A 15,479-nucleotide genomic window follows, 5' to 3' on the forward strand; every position below is an offset into this window, starting at 1 on the left:
GAACGGATGGTTCTATGCGTACTAACGGCGGGCGGCGGGAAAGCTTTAACGGTGAATCGTTGCGCGTGCAGGTGCGCGTCAGCTGCGTGCCGGATCAATGCAGCAAATGGCTGGCATCGAGCAGGATCATCGGCTGATGGCCCAGCCGCGCGACGCCGCGGAACAGGTTGTTGGAAATGCGGCACAGGCGTGCGTTGTCCGGTGGTTCGATCTGCTGATCGGTCAGGCTGGTGACGTCTTCCACCGCCGACACGCGCAGGCCCATGGTCTCGCCGTTTTCCTCCAGCACCACCACGCGCGTCTGCAGATCCATGTTGATCGGCGCCGAGCCCAGATGCATGCCCAGGTCGATCACCGGCACCACCTGGCCACGCAGGTTCATGATGCCGAGCATCGCGCTGGCGGTGCCGCGCAGTGGCAGCAGCGGCACCGGCAGCACCACCTCCTGCACCTTGAGCAATTCCAGCGCATAGGTCTGTTCGCCGCAGCGCAGGCGCAGCCAGCGCGTGCTGCGTTCGGCCGCGCGCCGCTCGGCCTGGATGTGCTCGGCCTGGCCGGGGGCCAGCAGTGCCTGCAGGCCTTGCGGATAGATCGGCGACGGCGGCGCGCGGTGCGGTGCCTGCATCGGTGCCGGCGCAGGCCGCGCAGGTGCCGGCGCGGCGGGTGCGGCATCGGCAAAGGCCGGGTCGGCATCCATCTCCGACAGCAGATCGGCGGCCAGCAGGTCGGCGCCGGAGGCAGCGCTGGCGAAGGCCGGGTCTGCGTCCATCTCGGCCATCAGGTCGGCGGTGCTCATGAACGGGCTGGGCGCCGCCGTGGCGAACGCCGGGTCGGCATCCATTTCGGCGAGGAAATCGGCAGCGATATCTGCAGCGCTGGGCGCGGCGACCACCGGCGGGCCGAACGCCGGGTCGGCATCCATTTCGGCGAGGAAATCGGCAGCGATGTCTGCAGCGCTGGGCGCGGCAACCACCGGCGGGCCGAACGCCGGGTCGGCGTCCATTTCGGCGAGGAAATCGGCGGCGATGTCTGCGGCGCTGGGCGCGGCGACCACCGGCGGGCCGAAGGCCGGGTCGGCATCCATTTCGGCGAGGAAATCGGCGGCGATGTCCGCGGCGCTGGGCGCGGCGACCACCGGCGGGCCGAAGGCCGGGTCGGCATCCATTTCGGCAAGGAAATCGGCGGCGATCGCATCGGCGCTGAGCACCGCGGCGATCGCGTTGGACGTGGCCGCTTCGGAAACAACGGCGGCTTCGGGGGCCGCGGCAGCCTGCACCGGCGCTTCAGCCAGCGTGAGATCTGCCTCGGCAGTTGCCGGTGCCGCCGCGACGGTGGCAGTGGCAGCCGGGGCAGTGGGCTCGACGCCGGCATCGTGCAGCAGGCCTTCCAGATAATCGTCCAGCTCACCGTTGGCGGTGTGGTTGCTCATGCAGCTTGCTCCATACGCATCGCGTCATCGGTCAGCACCCATTCCAGCGCGCGGCGATAGGCGGACAGGCCGCGGCCCTGGTAGTCGCCGCCGGTGGCGGGGACGGTCAACGCGGCGGCATTGCAGATTCGGGTATCCACCGGCACCGCGTCTTCCCAGACGACGGCGCCATAGGTGTCCTGCATCTCCTTGAGCGTCTCGGTGCCGGCGCGGGTGCGACGGTCGAACAGGGTCGGCAGGATCGACACCGGCAGCGCGCGGCGACGCGAGCGTTGCACCATGTCGGCAGTCCGCACCATGCTGGCCAGGCCATGCAGCGCCAGCGGCTCGGCCTGGGTCGGCACCACCACGCGGTCGCAGGCGGCCAGGGCGTTGATCATCAGCAGGCCGAGCGTGGGCGGGCAGTCGAGCAGGATGTAGTCGTGCTGGCCGGCATGCCGGGTCATCGCGTTCTGCAGCGCCAGGCCCAGGCCGGGCTGGTTGGCGCTGCGGCGTTCCAGCGTGGCCAGTGCGGCTTGCGCGCACACATAGGACAGGCCGGGGATGGCGCTTTCATGGGCCAGGCTGGCCAGGTCGCTCGGCGGGGTGCCGAACAGGTCCAGCACACCGCGCGGCGGCGGGTCGATCGCCACACCGAACGCGCGGGTGAGGGAGGAGTGCGGATCGAGGTCGATCAACAATACCCGGTGGCCGAGCGCGGCCAGGCCGCGACCCAATGCCAGCGTCGTGGTGGTCTTGCCGACGCCGCCCTTTTGGTTGGCGATTGCCCAGATACGCATCTCACTGCACTCCTTGAATTACGGCGGGGACGGAACTTGTGCCGCTTTCGGTGGTGACGGCCGTTTGGCCGCCGTCAGACTTGGGAAGCTTGGGCGCCCCGGCGGCGGTCGCATGCATCTGCGATGGCGGATCGGGTGCGAGTGAGCCAGCCGAGTCAGCGAGGATGATCAACACCACACGCCGGTTCGCATTCCGTCCCGCCTCAGTGCTGTTATCGGCACGTGCGCGGAATTCTCCATAGCCCACCATCGCCAATCGTTGCGGGGCCACGCCGTCGTCGGCAAACAGGTGCACCACGCTGGCGGCGCGCGCAGCCGACAGCTCCCAGTTGGAGGGGAACTGTGCGGTGGCGATCGGCTGGTTGTCGGTATACCCCTCCACGCGCACGCCATTGGGCGCATCGCGCAGCACCGCGGCCAGCGCCGACAGGGTGCCGCGGGCGCTGCCGGCCAGCGAGGCCGAGCCGGTGCCGAACAGGATGTCGCTGTTGATCTCCACCTCGATCCACAGGTCGTTGCGGCGGATGGTGATGAGTTTCTGCTCGATCAGCGGCGCCAGCGTCTTGCTCAGCTGCTGGGCCACCGCGTCCATCTGCCGCTGCGCGCGCGCCAGCTGCGCCTGGTTGCGCAGCGACACCGGCATGCGCATCTGCGCGGCCATCGACGGCAGCAGGGTGGGGTCGGTCGGCCCGCTGGAGGCGGCCATCGGCGCGCCGGCCTTGATCACCGAGGGGCGGTCGTAATCGGCGCCCAGGGTCTGGGTCTTGCCGATCTGCACCGGGCTGGCGGCAGTGGAGGAACCGCCGAAGGCGGTGGTCAGCGCCTGCGCCATGACCTTGTACTTGCCCTCGTTGAGCGAGGAGATCGCGTACATCACCACGAAGAACGCCAGCAGCAGCGTCATCAGATCGGCATACGGAATCGCCCACGCTTCGTGGTTGCCATGGTCTTCGTGATGTTTGCGACGACGGGCCATGACGGGACTAATGCAAGTATCCGGCCAATTTCGACTCGATGTTGCGCGGGTTCTCGCCCTGGGCGATCGCGATCAGGCCTTCGATCGCCATTTCGCGCTCGTTGGTGCTGCAGTGGATGACGCTCTTGAGCTTGGCGGCGACCGGCAGGAACAGCAGATTGGCCGAGGCGATGCCGTAGATGGTGGCGGTGAACGCCGCGGCGATGCCATGGCCGAGCATGGCCGGGTCTGCCAGGTTCTTCATCACCGCCATCAGCCCCAGCACCGCGCCGATGATGCCCAGCGTGGGCGCATAGATGCCCATGCCTTCGAACACCTTGGCCGCGGCAAGATCCTGACGCTCCTGGTTATCCATTTCGATCTCGAGCATGTGCCGCATGGATTCGGGCTCCACGCCATCGACCAGCATCTGCAGGCCCTTGCGCAGGAACGCATCGTCCTGGCGCGGGAGCTGGTCTTCCAGCCCCAGCAGGCCCTGGCGGCGGGCGATGTTGCTCCATTCGACGATGCGCGCCAGCAACTGCGGGCGGTCGCTGGCCGGCGGCTGGATCACCCAACGCAGGATCTTGAAGGCGCGCCGGAAAACTGCCGGCGAGGTGTGCAGCAGGATCGCCGCCACGGTGCCGACGATCACGATCACGAAGGCAGCCGGCGACCACAGCGACGAAATGCCGGCGCCTTTCAACACGCTGCCGCCCACGATCGCCACGATCGCGAGCACCAGTCCGATGATGCTGAGTCTGTCCATGGAAGCGATATCGGCGCGAGCGCGGCGGACTTGATAGAGCAGATGGTCGAGAGCGCCAGAAAGTTGTCGTTTTGCGGCATGGGCCGCTTCCACGCTGGCGTCGATGCAGGGGTGACAGGTCATCGGCGCATGCGCTCCCGACCAGGGCGTGTCATCAATGCCGCAGCAGCCCCGCCGCCCTTGCGCGTGCACGCAGGCAACAAGCGCGCGCATGTTCGGTGTGGCGATCGCGTTGGCGATGGCCGCCAAGCGGCGTGTGGCAGGCGATGCCCTCACGTCGATCCAGTCTGTTGCTGAGCCCGGTTTCAAACAAGGTGTGTGCTGGCGCTTCGGCAAACCGCTTGCGTCCGGTTGCGGGCAAGGGTGTGTTGCTTGCAGCGATCACCCTGCTGCAGCCGGCAACGCGGCAGGCCGTGCCATGCCGCGTGCAAGCGTGGCGGGCCGGCCGGCCATCGTGGATGCCCTGCAATGCCGCGGGCCTGTTGCGGGGCAGAATGCGCTGCCGCATGGGCTGTGCTACTTAGCTTTCCACGGTATTAGAACGATCTAATTGCATCTGCGTGGAAGCGGACGCAAGAGGAGGGGGGGGGCGCAACGGCGCCGGATATTTTTGTGTCACTTCGCGCAGCGTTCTTGGCGAATCGTTGGATCGACAGGAATCAGCCGAAGCCAATCACTATTGGGAGAGCATGATCGAAATGAACTGCATGCCATTCGCACGCAACCGCAGCACGCTGTCTGCCGGTATCGCCATCGTCTTGTTCGCGAGCGCCGCCTCTACCACCGCTGCCGCCCAGCAGGCCGATGCCACGCCGGCGCCCACCGGCCAGGCCGAAGTGCAGGCCACGGACCTGGATGCGGTGACGGTGACCGGCTACCGCTACGCGATCGAAAAAAGCCTGGAGCAGAAGCGCAACGCCAACGCCGTGGTCGATGTGATCACCGCCGAGGACGTGGGCAAGTTCCCCGACAAGAACGTGGCCGATGCGCTGCAGCGCGTGCCCGGCGTGGTCATCAGCCGCGACGGCGGCGAGGGCAAGAACGTCAGCGTGCGCGGCCTGTCCTCGGAGCTGGTGCTGACCGAATTGAACGGCAACTACATCGCCACCGCCGAGTCCAACGGCGACCCGACGCGCTCGTTCAATTACACGCTGTTGCCGTCGAACCTGCTGGGCAGCGCGGAGCTGTACAAGACCCCGGAAGCGCGCATCGACGAAGGCGGCATCGGCGGCACGGTGATCCTGCAGACGCGGCGCCCGCTGGAACTGGAGCCACATTCGGGCTTCGTGTCCGCCGAGGGCACCTGGTCCGATACCAGCAAGAAGACCGACGGCCAGTTCTCCGGTTCGTATTCGTGGCACGACAAGGACAACCGCTTCGGCGTCTTCGTCGGCTACACGCAGCAGAAGCGCACCGCACGAACACTCGATGCCAGCACCGAGAGCTGGCAGTGGTACGGGCGCGACGAACTCGGCCCGGCGGTCGACGTGAACGGAAATCCCTCGGACTTCAACGCCAACTGGTGGGGCGGGACCGGTTTCTGGACCCAGGACGGCAATTATGCCACCGGTTTCATGATGCCGACCGCGGTCAGCCTGGGCGCCAAACGCGAGGAGCGCGAGCGCAAGGGTGGGCAGCTGACCTTGCAGTTCAAGCCAACCGACGACCTGACGCTGACCGCGAACTACTTCCGCTTCGACCTGTCGCAGGACTCGCAGACCAATACCATCAAGATTCCCGAGTGGAACATTGCCCGTTACAACGGCGACGGCAACTGGCGCGGCGGGCGTCTGCTCGACCGGCTGCAGTTCGATCCCAGCGGCACCATCGTCACTGGCGCCGCCTACAGCCTGCGCCCGGGCAAGACCTACTACTGCAACGAGGCGCAGGCCGCTGCGGCCGGCCTGCCGCCGGGCGGCTGGGGCTCGGACGACTGCACGGTGCCCACGCCGCAGATCACCGGCAGCTACAACATCGAAAAATCGCTGTCGCAGACCGTGGACCTGGGCGGCGAATGGCGTGGCGAGCAGGTGGACGTGGCGTTCAAGGCCGGCCGCACCTGGGCCAAGGGCGGGCCGGAGCTGCAGTTTTCCCTGCCGATCAAGCCGCGCCTGCAGAACGCCGACGGCAGCTGGACCAACGCCAACTTCGCCAGCGCCTGGGACCTGACCGGCACGCCGTCCATGACGTTCTCGCCGGAGCTGATGCAGAACCTGCGCGACGGCATCCTGCAGGTCGACCTGGGCTCGACCGGCTCGTCCTGGACCCGCAACACCAACCAGCAGCAGTACGCGCAGATCGATACCACCTGGCATTTCGACGGCGAGGTCTTCGACTCGCTGCAGTTCGGCATCAAACGTCGCGACGGCGGCATCCACCGCAGTACCGGCAACAACTACTGGGTGTGCCCGGGCACCGACCCGGGCGACTACGACAACCGCTACTGGAACGGGCGCTGCAATGCCATCGCCACGCAGTTCTCCCCGGGCCTGCTGTTCGCGCAGGACAACCTGGCCGGTGGCGTCAACGCCAACGCGTTCCCGGCGATCAACTTCCCGGGCTACATCGGCTATTTGAACCAGACCTACGGCGCGATGCAGACCCGCAACGAAGACAACTTCGTCTACAACGTCGACGAAGAGATCTATTCCAGCTACCTGCAGCTAAACTTCCACACCGAGCGGTTGCGCGGCAACGTCGGCGTGCGGGTGGCGCGTACCGGCCAGCGTGCCGAGTCCACCGACAAGGTGACCACCTACAACGACTACTTCTTCGACGGCGCCGACGGCAACCCGCTGGCCTGCCAGCAGGGCGCCGCCATGCCCGGCGGCGCGCCGGCCGACACCTATTGCGGCACCGAAGGCTACTGGCGCTTGGCCGACAGCGTGCAACGCACCGAGTCGTTCGTGGTCAGCGGGCTGGACCGCAACTACACCGACGTGCTGCCGAGTTTCAACCTGGCCTACGACCTGACCGAGAACCTGCTGCTGCGCGCGGCAGCGTCGAAAGTGATTGCACGCCCCAGCTACAACGACATCGCCGCACCCGGCAGCCTGGAGTTTTACAGCCCCGAGTACGTGGCCGACCGGCGCCTGACCGGCGGTGCCAGCGAGCAGGGCTGGTACGGCTCGGGCAGCAACAAGAACCTGGAGCCGTACAAGGCCAACCAGTTCGACCTGGGGCTGGAATGGTATTTCCAGCCGGGTTCGGTGGCGGGTGTGGGGCTGTTCCGCAAGAACGTGGAGAACTTCGCGGTCGACGTGATCAGCGACGTCAACATGATGGTCGACGGGCAACCGGTCACCGTGCAGAACTACAGCACCCAGGCCGGCGGCCAGGACGCGGTCTCGCAGGGTGTGGAGCTGTACGCGCAGCACACGCTGCCGTTTGGCCTCGGTGCGCAGTTCAACTACACCTACAACGATGCCAGCAAGGCGGCGGTGCGGCTGGAAGACGGCACCGAGGCCGGCAAGACCTCCATGCCGGGCAGCGCCAGGAACCAGACCAACCTCACCGTGTTCTACGAGACCGACAGTCTGCTGCTGCGTGCCTCATACAACCGTCGCGGCGAGCTGGTGCAAGGCCTGGTCAACGGGTTGAACGTCTTTGAGGAGCCGTACTACCAGGTCGATCTGAACGCGGCGTACAACATCACCCCGGCGCTCAGCCTCACCGCCTCGGTGCTGAACCTGACCAAGCAGGAGTCCCGCTCGCACCTGGGCGAGGACACCCGCGCCCGCTTATATACCGGCGGATACGCAGGCCGGCTGGCGTACCTGGGGCTGACCTACAAGTTCTAGCTCCCAGCGTGTCGTGCCCATGCCTACCGCGTGGCGGTATGGGCGCGATGGTTTGGCGGCGGCCGGGCTGCAGTGTTCGCTTTCCGCGACGACATCGTCGCGTGTGCGCGGTCGTTCACCGCAGGATCTCATCTCACGAGGTCTCTTCTGTTGCGAACGCTCGCACCGTGGCCGTGGCTGCTATGGCGTTGTTTCGCAACCTTCTTCAATCAAACTGGTCGGCGATGCTGCGCTTGACTCAGAGTTCGCTGAGAAAAGTGAATCTGGAACCGTTATTTCTTGGGGCGACCGAAGCTCAGGCACAAGCCTTCATGGATCGCGATGAGTTGCCAAATACCAGGGTGATGGTTGCTGCCATAGAAGCGGAGGAACCTTTCAAATGCTTCCCGATCTTCACTCGGCAATTCCAGAACGGCATTGAACACCTCCATAGCTTCACCCATGGTGGCAACAAAATCGCTATTCCATACTTGGCGATGAATGAGATAGCTGCTTCCTACCAAGACGATGATGTCATCAATGCTTTGGAAAGCATTGAGGCGATTGCCCTGACCATCTGTGTTGGTCACGATCATGGTTGCTGGTGAGAGCAGCCATGAAATCGCTGGCGGTGTGCTCCAAAGATTTGGTGCTGAGTTTCAAATTCCAACAAGCCGACCTAAGCCTATCGAGCCATGACCAAGAAGCTGCCCTAGCTCTACATCATGAATATTGAGCAGAAGATCGAGCTTATGCAGAAGTATGGCTACACCATCAATGGTGACGAGGACTCTAAGGATGAAAGGGTTCTTCTCAAAATGGAGAGCGCGCCGACCATCTTTAAGGTTGGGGGGGCAGGATCATTCAGACAAAAATTCCAGCCGTGAAAGGGCTGTCGCTGTAAAATCTGCTGATCATTGTTCAGGGGGAACATGGAATGGCATGGATTGATCGGTCGGTACTCAGCAGACTGTTAGGGGAGAGGGCACCCCATGGACCTGAGTCAATCACCGATGATGTGGCTCAGGTCTTCAACGCCATTGGCAAAGACGCTTGGACGCATGTCCCCACCCAAGATATGGGGATTGGAGGCCAAATTGTCTCTCCGCACATCGGCGAATTATCCAGCTTTCTGGACCGTTACAACGAAGCTCCTAAGTGGTTCAAGATCAAGCAGCTGGACTGGCTGCTTGCTGACGCTCTTTGCTATGCAGAAGTCAACCAGACCATGCACACTTGGCGCTATCCCAAGTGGACCAGGAGTGGCAAATTCCGGTGGGGAAAGCTAGCTTTAAAAGTTGGAGCGTTCGTCCTGACTTGGGGGATATGGCTTGCCATTCTTGGCTTCCTCAGCACGATTTCTGGGTGGTGGATTGGGATCTGGGTAACGCTCACTATCCTCAATGTCGGATTTGGAATTCGCAGCAAGATCAAGCGGGACAAGTTGATGGTGTCTATGATCGATGCATACCACACCCTCGACTCCATCCACCCAAGTTGGTCAAACACTTGGAATAGCTTGCAGAAGAGCAAGGACCTTGGGGCAAAGTGGCCAACACCACTTCTGAGGCTTGTCGAGGACAAGTCAAGAGGTCACCATGCTTAAAGAATTCCCAAGGCCGCTTGCTAGCATCGTCGATGAGATCATCGGCACCTACTACTTCCACCACAAGTCCATCGAGACGCTGTTCTATGAAGCAGGTGCTTCTGGTGACCCACCAGAGGGGAATGTTTACAAGAAGACTGAACTATGGCTCATTCGAGAGGGAAGGGAGGATGCAGCAAAGTCACTGCTGATTCTTGGGAAGGTCGTTGAAGACCTGATGGATGGTGATAGTGATAGGAAAATTCCTTATGGTGAGAAGCCGAAATTCATCAAACGACTAACAGATGCACTTGCACGCAACCAGTTGAGCTACGGGTTCGGCGGTCAGATCTATGGTGCTACGAGTGTCACAGCACCAAGCAAGGCCTTAGGCGAAGCCCTCAAAGAATTCTCTGTTGCTGAGATCGAAGATAAAATAACGGAGTCAGATTCACTTCTCGCAAGCTAGTGTCACTAGCAAACAACGAGGTCAGGTGATCTGGAACCAGTCTTCTGCTCACGAAACAAGTGAACCTGAAGCCGTTCTTCCTTGAGCCCCGCGAAAGACCACCAAAGCGCTCATCCGACGTTTGAACGTGAACTTTCGACGGGTGCCGGTGGACGCCGAGCAATGAAGAACAGAGCCTGATCTCAACCCAACGGTTGATCAGCCTGGCGTCCAGACGCGTTCATTTGATCGACGCGCGCGTTGTTCCCGAAGTTCGTTCATGTGCTTTTCGACCCCTTCGGATTTCCTGGAGAACGAGTTGCAGCGGACAAACTCGATGTCCTCCCAGAATCCTCTCACGGCCATCATCATCTGCTCGAGCAGGACGCGAGGAAGGGTGATCGTGTCGAAGGCCGGATGCCGGGGTGCGTCAAGCGGGACGGTGTATAGGCCCCCAATGATTGATCCCGGCGGAAGCCAGGTTATCCAAAGCGACGGCGCGAACTGATGGATCTTGATTGCAGAGTCGCCGTTGCCGTGTCGAAGCGCATTGCCCAATAGGTGAAGGAACTGCAAGTCGGAGTGGACGCCGAACCATTCCATGGGTGCATCGAACAGCTCCTGAAAGAAGCACAGCAGATTGGGGCCCTTGCCGTCCAAAGAGCAGCGCTGAATCTGCTGGATTCTGCCGGCGGGCCAGGTCTTCCTTCCTGCCATGCCAACCATCAATCCTCGAAGGGCTCGTTCATGCATGGACTGCGTAGCCAGCAAGAACGCTTCGATGGTTGACTGCCGGATGTCAGCGTAGTGGTCTACGGCGAAGACCCGTTCTACTTCCTCTTCGCTGTTCTCAAGAGTGTCGATCTTAGTATCCAGCGCTTCGACGGCGGCCAGCACCACTTCGCGCCGGAAAGTAGCAAAGGAGGGAAGGTCGAGACCGCTGTAAACGGCCACCTCGTGGTGCTCCCAGCGAACGGCTTCCAGTGGATCAGGTGCGAGATTCATCTTTGTTCCCGAGAGTAACGCCTGAAAGACTGACTTCGTCCGCTGCCTTGCCGAGCATCCGGGATCGTAGAGCGTTCGTAGGGATCTTGGACGGGGCTAGAAGCCTCAGTTGCCGCCCATCCAGATCGCGGTAGCAGGCATCAGAAAGGGCGCTGGAGACGGAGATGACCAGGTTCGGGGACACAAGGAGCAAGCCGGCATCGAACAGGGCGTGGATGTCCTTCCGAAGCAGCAGCCCGTTGCTGAGCGCATTGGTGGACGTGCCGTTGTAGGGGTTGATGTGCGCGGCATCGATCACGGCCGCGTGGGCCGTGCCCGTGACCATGCACACGGCCCCGTAATGCTCAATCAAACGCTTCCTGAAGTCGGCCTGCCCATCCCGGATGACTCGTAACACCTGCTCGACGCGCTTGCAGTCTACCTCGACATCTGGCGGAGCGAGTGAGGCGGGCGCAGAGCTCGGAATCAGGCGGCCGGACTCTTCCAGCGTCCCCCGGAGGGCTTGGATGGCGTCGTTGTTCATCATCTGCGCCGGAGCACGAAGGACGGGATTAATCCCAGATCGATGACGAATGTGGGCAAGCAACCGTGCTGCGTCTTCTAGGTAGGTCAGCTTTTGCTCCCGCTCCCCCCACAACTGGCGCAGCGCGTCCAAATCCCGTGACCACAACGCCAGCCTGAGCTCGCTGCTCGTCAGACGAAGCGCGGCCTCCGCGCGCACCAACTTTTGCTGGGTCCAGATCAGCTCCTCCGCGTCCGTAGCGGCGCAGGCAGGATCGATGCCTTGCGCCTCGTTATCCTCGAGAAAGTAGTGTCCGCCGAACTGACGCTTGCTGTCCCGTTCCCGCTCTTGTTCAAAAACGCTGCTGGCGTCGCTTCGCTCGCCATTCGGCGATCCGTCGCTTGTCGTTGCCATTGTCCATGCCATTCCCTTGCTTGCCGAATAGAATAGTCTGCGCTCCAAAAACTGGCCATTGAAGCGGGTGGGGCGCTATCCCGCTACGTCCTTCACACCGCGTCTGCTGTTATCCCTGCGGAGTGATGCGCAGCCTGTAAGCGCAGAGCAAATGGTGCTAACCGACCCCATCGTTTGAATCGCCATCGCTGTTCTCGACGAAGTGGTGTGCCTCAAGCGTCCTTAGCAATGCCAGGAGAGCGCTGTGGGACGCCATCGCTTGCTCCAATGTGCTGGCTTCTTCACCGTATCGAACGGCCGGCGACGTCTTCAATGCTGTTAGGATCTCCTCGCTGATACGAATGCCGAGCTTCTCCTCCAGCAGCTTGCCAAGGTGGACGTGGTCATGCCCCTTTCCGGCATCCTTTGGATACGAGTGTTCCTCGCGGGCCAGAAGGCCTTTCAGCAACTTCTCAGCGCATTGAGCCGCCTCCCAGCGTGCTTTTCCATACTCTCGTCGGCTGGCGATGGCATCGACGCTGTGCCTGAAATCTGCTTTCGCCTCAGAGAACAGTGCATGCCCGCCGAGTGACTCCAAGGTCATGATCGCTTGCCAGCCATGCACAAATGCGTGGAAGAAGAACGCAAGCTCCTGGTCAGATAACTTGTTGGCCATCGCTTGTGTCAGTCCCTCCACCGAGCACAACACGTTGTGGATTGCCGGACCCCTGCCAACACCGTCCTTCTGGACTACGGATAGGTCGCGATTAACCACGAGCCTCCCTTCGCCCATGATCATCGGAAGACGAACCTTCCAAAGGTTGCCGTTGACGACAACCAGGAAGCTTCCCGGTGAGAAGTCGATCTTCATCGCGTCGCCGTAGTGATCCGAATACCAGTCATGGACCTTGGCAAGTAGGTCACGCGGACCGAAGGGGGGACCCCTGTCCGGAGGTCCGCCGAGGATTGGAGTGCCATCCAGCTTCAAGGTCCAGGACACTTGCTGGGAGGCTCTCATGCCTCGATGGCGCGGTTCGATGCCCATCGCCGAAAAGCGACTGTCCAGAGACGTCATCATGGCGTCGAATTCTTCTTCGTTGGTTGGGCGAGTGGGCCACTTCCACTCGTTCAGCTCATCCTTTCTCGACCGTTCCATGTCGCCCCCTAGGGCTTAAGTAGATGTGCAGTATAAACGGCGCTAAGCGGGCTCTGAGGCGCGTGAATCCGTTGAAAGAAAGCCGCAGCGATTGAAAGGGGTCAAGCATGATGGGGTAAGCATGATGGGGTCAGGTGCACTTATCAGGCGACGGCGTTCGGCTTGCGTGGCTCTTATGGAACTGCGCCAGCGGCGCACACAGCCGCGCGAGACGCGCCACCGTGTATTGACACGCCAGACCGAGTACTTGCAATCTAGGCCCAAGGAGCGTCGAAACTCCTCTCATAGCGGTACCCACCTCCGTCAAACCGGTGGGTTTTTTGTGCCTGCATCCTGCAGGGACAAGCCGACGCAATGCCTGCGTCGGGAGGGCGGCTAATACAACACCCGCAAGGGAAATACGCCCGCCGGCTATGAGCGGTTTCGAACCTCCCGACATCCCGTCGCCGTTGGCGGCGGTTCTTGGGTTGTTCCAGGAGGGCGTTGCCATGTCTACCGCACCATCCATGCCGGTGTCTGTGCCGGTTGATCTGTTGCCAGCTTCCGCTCACCGCCTGCGTTGGGATGTGGGCGAGGTACTGCGCCGGCTTGTCGCACGCGCGGCTGTTGAGCAGGCGAGCGAGCATCCCGCGCATCCGCTGAGTCGCCAGCTCGCTGTGTTGCCGCACACCTCCAGCCGCCGGTTCGCACGCAGTGCTGTGGGGTTGCAGCAGTGCGTCGCCGCATCCGTCACCCGCCACCACCCGGAGGCGCCATGACACGCCGCCGCCCACCCACGGTATCTGCCAGTACACGGCCCACCCGCACGCGTACGCGCCCTGCGCCGCCCAAGCGGGTGCAGTGGGTCGTTGTAGAACCCGACCGCACCAAGCTGCCACCGATGCTGCCGCCCGACCCGGACGCCTCCCCGCAAGGTCCCGGCACGCTGCGCGCACCCCGCCGCGCCCGCCGCCCGCGCCAATGCACCGTCAGCTACACCCATTACCCCGGCGCCCACGACCACGCCGGCGACCAGCACGTGCCCCATGTCCGCCTCAGCGGCCTATGGCTGGAACAACTGGGCTTTGCCATCGGCACCAAGCTGCGCATCACCGCGAGCGAAGGGCAACTGCTGATGGAGGTGTTGCCGCCGGTGGAGGTGCCGGCCAAGGCGCGCAGCGTGCGGCGATGATGGTGCGGGTGACAGAGACCTGCGATTGACCTCAGTGCCGCATGCCACTAGCGTCGCAGCGACATCAGCGCACTACGGACGCTTCATGATCGCGCGCCCCCTTTACGCCTCGCTCGCCACCCTGGCTCTGGGAGCTTGCGCCCACGCGGCGGCCGCCCCAGCCTCGGCAACCGTCACGGAGACATCTGCCATGAATTCCTCAGCCGAATCCAAAGTCACTCCCGTTGGCAGCGAACCCAGCGGGCCGATACGAACGGCAGAGGATGCGCTCACCCGCATGCTTGCATTGATTCAAGCAATTCACGGACTGGACGATCTGACACCCGACTACCTGCAATCCAAAATGGGGGTTCCGGTGACGCGTGCGGCAGCTGATCCCAAGCGTTATGGCGCCAGTGCTCCGCTTACCAGTGACTGGGGTTACAGCTTTGGCATGGACCAGACGCCTACTGCGGGGCGTTGGTTCGAGTTCACTTTTATTCCAGCGCAAGCGGGTGCTTCACCGTCCATGACGGAGATCTGCAGGATCGATTTCGATACGTTTGCCAAGAAGCTGGAAAACATCGGGTTTGTACGTCAACGCAACATGGTGGAAGACGGGCGATGGATGAGTGACTTCTTCAGCCGCCCAGGCATGCGCGTGGAGGTGTTTCCACGAGGCGAGGCCGATGCACCGCAGGAGCGGGTGGAGCACCACTGCGTCGAATGGATCTACATACGAATGGAGGCGTTGCCGCCGGTGGAGATGCCGGCCAAGGTGCGCGGCGTGCGGCGATGATGCTGCGTCTGCCACACCCCTTGCGATTGACCTCGGTGCCGGATGCCACTAGCGTCGCAGCCACACCAGCGCACAACGGACGCTTCATGATCGCGCGCCCCCTCTACGCCGTGCTCGCCACCCTCGCTCTGGGCGCATGCGCCCACACGGCGGCCACCCCAGCCCCGGCAACCGTCACGGAGACATCTGCCATGCGTTTCTCAGCCGATCACGTACCTGCAGATCTTTCCAAAGGTGGACCACGTACCGCGCAGGAAGCATTGGAGCGGGTACTGGAGCTGATTCGCACAAGTGCCAGCATTGAATCGTTCACTGCCGACCATGTGTCTCAAGCAATGGGCCAGTCGGTACAGCATCGCGATGATGGTTCCGGGCGGTTCGGTGCCAGCGGAGTGCTGACCCGAGACTGGAACTACGGGTTTGGTGTCAACAAAACCGAAGTAAAGGGTGCTTGGTTCGAGTTCCTGTTCCTGCCTAACCCGCCAGAAGCCTCTCCCTCTATGTCGGATGTCTGCCAGATCGACTTCGAGGCATTTGCGGCGCACCTTGAGAAAATGGGTTTTTCGCGACAGCGCAATCTTGTCGAGGATGGACGATGGATGAGCGATGTTTTTCAACGCCCAGGGATGCGCGTGGAGCTCTTCCCACGTGGCGAGGCTGACGAACCTTTGCAGCGCACCACTCATCAGTGCGTCGAATGGGTTCAAATTCGCTAGTCCAAGGAGCGGAC

15 protein-coding genes are annotated in these 15,479 nt (G+C 62.6%); 8 read left to right on the forward strand and 7 right to left on the reverse strand.

The genetic code is table 11. The features are described from left to right. Positions 1–94 precede the first annotated feature (94 nt). From EO170_RS04430 to EO170_RS04445, 4 genes are read right to left on the reverse strand one after another with little or no spacing between them, the layout of a single operon-like run. The gene (locus EO170_RS04430; RefSeq protein ID WP_126942744.1) at positions 95–1,429 is read right to left on the reverse strand and encodes a chemotaxis protein CheW; all 1,335 of its coding nucleotides are present in this window, start codon (positions 1,427–1,429) and stop codon (positions 95–97) included. After that, complete coding sequence (locus tag EO170_RS04435) at positions 1,426–2,208, reverse strand: ParA family protein (RefSeq protein WP_126942747.1); 783 nt, start codon at positions 2,206–2,208, stop codon at positions 1,426–1,428. The genes EO170_RS04430 and EO170_RS04435 overlap by 4 nt, the downstream gene beginning before the upstream one ends. A gap of 1 nt (position 2,209) precedes the next feature. Next, positions 2,210–3,184 (reverse strand): flagellar motor protein MotD, encoded by a 975-nt coding sequence (motD, locus tag EO170_RS04440; RefSeq protein ID WP_039515497.1) that lies wholly within the window; start codon positions 3,182–3,184, stop codon positions 2,210–2,212. A gap of 7 nt (positions 3,185–3,191) precedes the next feature. Further along, complete coding sequence (locus EO170_RS04445; RefSeq protein WP_026064871.1) at positions 3,192–3,932, reverse strand: flagellar motor protein; 741 nt, start codon at positions 3,930–3,932, stop codon at positions 3,192–3,194. 644 nt (positions 3,933–4,576) lie between these two features. Here EO170_RS04445 and EO170_RS04450 point away from each other — a divergent pair. The 5 genes from EO170_RS04450 to EO170_RS04465 all read left to right on the forward strand — a co-directional run bounded on the left by EO170_RS04450 (position 4,577) and on the right by EO170_RS04465 (position 9,765). Next, positions 4,577–7,732, forward strand: coding sequence for a TonB-dependent receptor (locus EO170_RS04450; RefSeq protein WP_206513976.1), 3,156 nt, complete (start codon positions 4,577–4,579; stop codon positions 7,730–7,732). A 182-nt stretch (positions 7,733–7,914) separates the two neighbouring features. Next, positions 7,915–8,319, forward strand: coding sequence for a hypothetical protein (locus EO170_RS04455; RefSeq protein WP_126942749.1), 405 nt, complete (start codon positions 7,915–7,917; stop codon positions 8,317–8,319). Between the two features lie 117 nt (positions 8,320–8,436). Next, positions 8,437–8,598 (forward strand): hypothetical protein, encoded by a 162-nt coding sequence (locus EO170_RS21430; protein ID WP_164740900.1) that lies wholly within the window; start codon positions 8,437–8,439, stop codon positions 8,596–8,598. Between the two features lie 50 nt (positions 8,599–8,648). Next, positions 8,649–9,317: a hypothetical protein gene (locus tag EO170_RS04460; protein WP_126942752.1), complete on the forward strand. Its 669-nt coding sequence runs from the start codon at positions 8,649–8,651 to the stop codon at positions 9,315–9,317. Further along, complete coding sequence (locus EO170_RS04465; protein ID WP_126942755.1) at positions 9,310–9,765, forward strand: hypothetical protein; 456 nt, start codon at positions 9,310–9,312, stop codon at positions 9,763–9,765. Before EO170_RS04460 ends, EO170_RS04465 begins: the two co-directional genes overlap by 8 nt. Positions 9,766–9,963: 198 nt before the next feature. On the opposite strand, the gene EO170_RS04470 is transcribed toward EO170_RS04465, so the two are convergent. The 3 genes from EO170_RS04470 to EO170_RS04480 all read right to left on the reverse strand — a co-directional run bounded on the left by EO170_RS04470 (position 9,964) and on the right by EO170_RS04480 (position 12,722). Next, on the reverse strand, positions 9,964–10,749 hold the full coding sequence (locus tag EO170_RS04470) for a hypothetical protein (protein WP_126942758.1): 786 nt from the start codon (positions 10,747–10,749) through the stop codon (positions 9,964–9,966). After that, a complete protein-coding gene (locus EO170_RS04475; RefSeq protein WP_164740901.1) occupies positions 10,733–11,665 on the reverse strand; it encodes an HNH endonuclease in 933 nt (310 codons plus the stop codon). Before EO170_RS04475 ends, EO170_RS04470 begins: the two co-directional genes overlap by 17 nt. Before the next feature lie 157 nt (positions 11,666–11,822). Next, positions 11,823–12,722, reverse strand: coding sequence for a HEPN domain-containing protein (locus tag EO170_RS04480; RefSeq protein ID WP_164740902.1), 900 nt, complete (start codon positions 12,720–12,722; stop codon positions 11,823–11,825). Positions 12,723–13,554: 832 nt separating this feature from the next. Here EO170_RS04480 and EO170_RS04495 point away from each other — a divergent pair. From EO170_RS04495 to EO170_RS21695, 3 genes are all read left to right on the forward strand, one after another. Next, on the forward strand, positions 13,555–13,971 hold the full coding sequence (locus EO170_RS04495) for a SymE family type I addiction module toxin (protein WP_126942771.1): 417 nt from the start codon (positions 13,555–13,557) through the stop codon (positions 13,969–13,971). An 85-nt stretch (positions 13,972–14,056) separates the two neighbouring features. Continuing rightward, on the forward strand, positions 14,057–14,749 hold the full coding sequence (locus tag EO170_RS04500; protein ID WP_164740903.1) for a hypothetical protein: 693 nt from the start codon (positions 14,057–14,059) through the stop codon (positions 14,747–14,749). Between the two features lie 86 nt (positions 14,750–14,835). Further along, positions 14,836–15,465, forward strand: coding sequence for a hypothetical protein (locus EO170_RS21695; protein WP_126942828.1), 630 nt, complete (start codon positions 14,836–14,838; stop codon positions 15,463–15,465). The last annotated feature ends 14 nt before the right edge of the window (positions 15,466–15,479 follow it).

The organism is Xanthomonas sp. BRIP62409, assembly GCF_003992965.1.
In the GTDB taxonomy this organism is placed as follows: domain Bacteria; phylum Pseudomonadota; class Gammaproteobacteria; order Xanthomonadales; family Xanthomonadaceae; genus Xanthomonas; species Xanthomonas euroxanthea.

Bases quoted from the DNA above. Each gene is read 5' to 3' on its own strand.
- EO170_RS04430 (WP_126942744.1), bottom strand. From the start codon at position 1,429: ATGAGCAACCACACCGCCAACGGTGAGCTGGACGATTATCTGGAAGGC.
- EO170_RS04435 (WP_126942747.1), bottom strand. From the start codon at position 2,208: ATGCGTATCTGGGCAATCGCCAACCAAAAGGGCGGCGTCGGCAAGACC.
- motD (WP_039515497.1), bottom strand. From the start codon at position 3,184: ATGGCCCGTCGTCGCAAACATCACGAAGACCATGGCAACCACGAAGCG.
- EO170_RS04445 (WP_026064871.1), bottom strand. From the start codon at position 3,932: ATGGACAGACTCAGCATCATCGGACTGGTGCTCGCGATCGTGGCGATC.
- EO170_RS04455 (WP_126942749.1), top strand. From the start codon at position 7,915: ATGGCGTTGTTTCGCAACCTTCTTCAATCAAACTGGTCGGCGATGCTG.
- EO170_RS21430 (WP_164740900.1), top strand. From the start codon at position 8,437: ATGAATATTGAGCAGAAGATCGAGCTTATGCAGAAGTATGGCTACACC.
- EO170_RS04460 (WP_126942752.1), top strand. From the start codon at position 8,649: ATGGCATGGATTGATCGGTCGGTACTCAGCAGACTGTTAGGGGAGAGG.
- EO170_RS04465 (WP_126942755.1), top strand. From the start codon at position 9,310: ATGCTTAAAGAATTCCCAAGGCCGCTTGCTAGCATCGTCGATGAGATC.
- EO170_RS04470 (WP_126942758.1), bottom strand. From the start codon at position 10,749: ATGAATCTCGCACCTGATCCACTGGAAGCCGTTCGCTGGGAGCACCAC.
- EO170_RS04475 (WP_164740901.1), bottom strand. From the start codon at position 11,665: ATGGCAACGACAAGCGACGGATCGCCGAATGGCGAGCGAAGCGACGCC.
- EO170_RS04480 (WP_164740902.1), bottom strand. From the start codon at position 12,722: ATGATGACGTCTCTGGACAGTCGCTTTTCGGCGATGGGCATCGAACCG.
- EO170_RS04495 (WP_126942771.1), top strand. From the start codon at position 13,555: ATGACACGCCGCCGCCCACCCACGGTATCTGCCAGTACACGGCCCACC.
- EO170_RS04500 (WP_164740903.1), top strand. From the start codon at position 14,057: ATGATCGCGCGCCCCCTTTACGCCTCGCTCGCCACCCTGGCTCTGGGA.
- EO170_RS21695 (WP_126942828.1), top strand. From the start codon at position 14,836: ATGATCGCGCGCCCCCTCTACGCCGTGCTCGCCACCCTCGCTCTGGGC.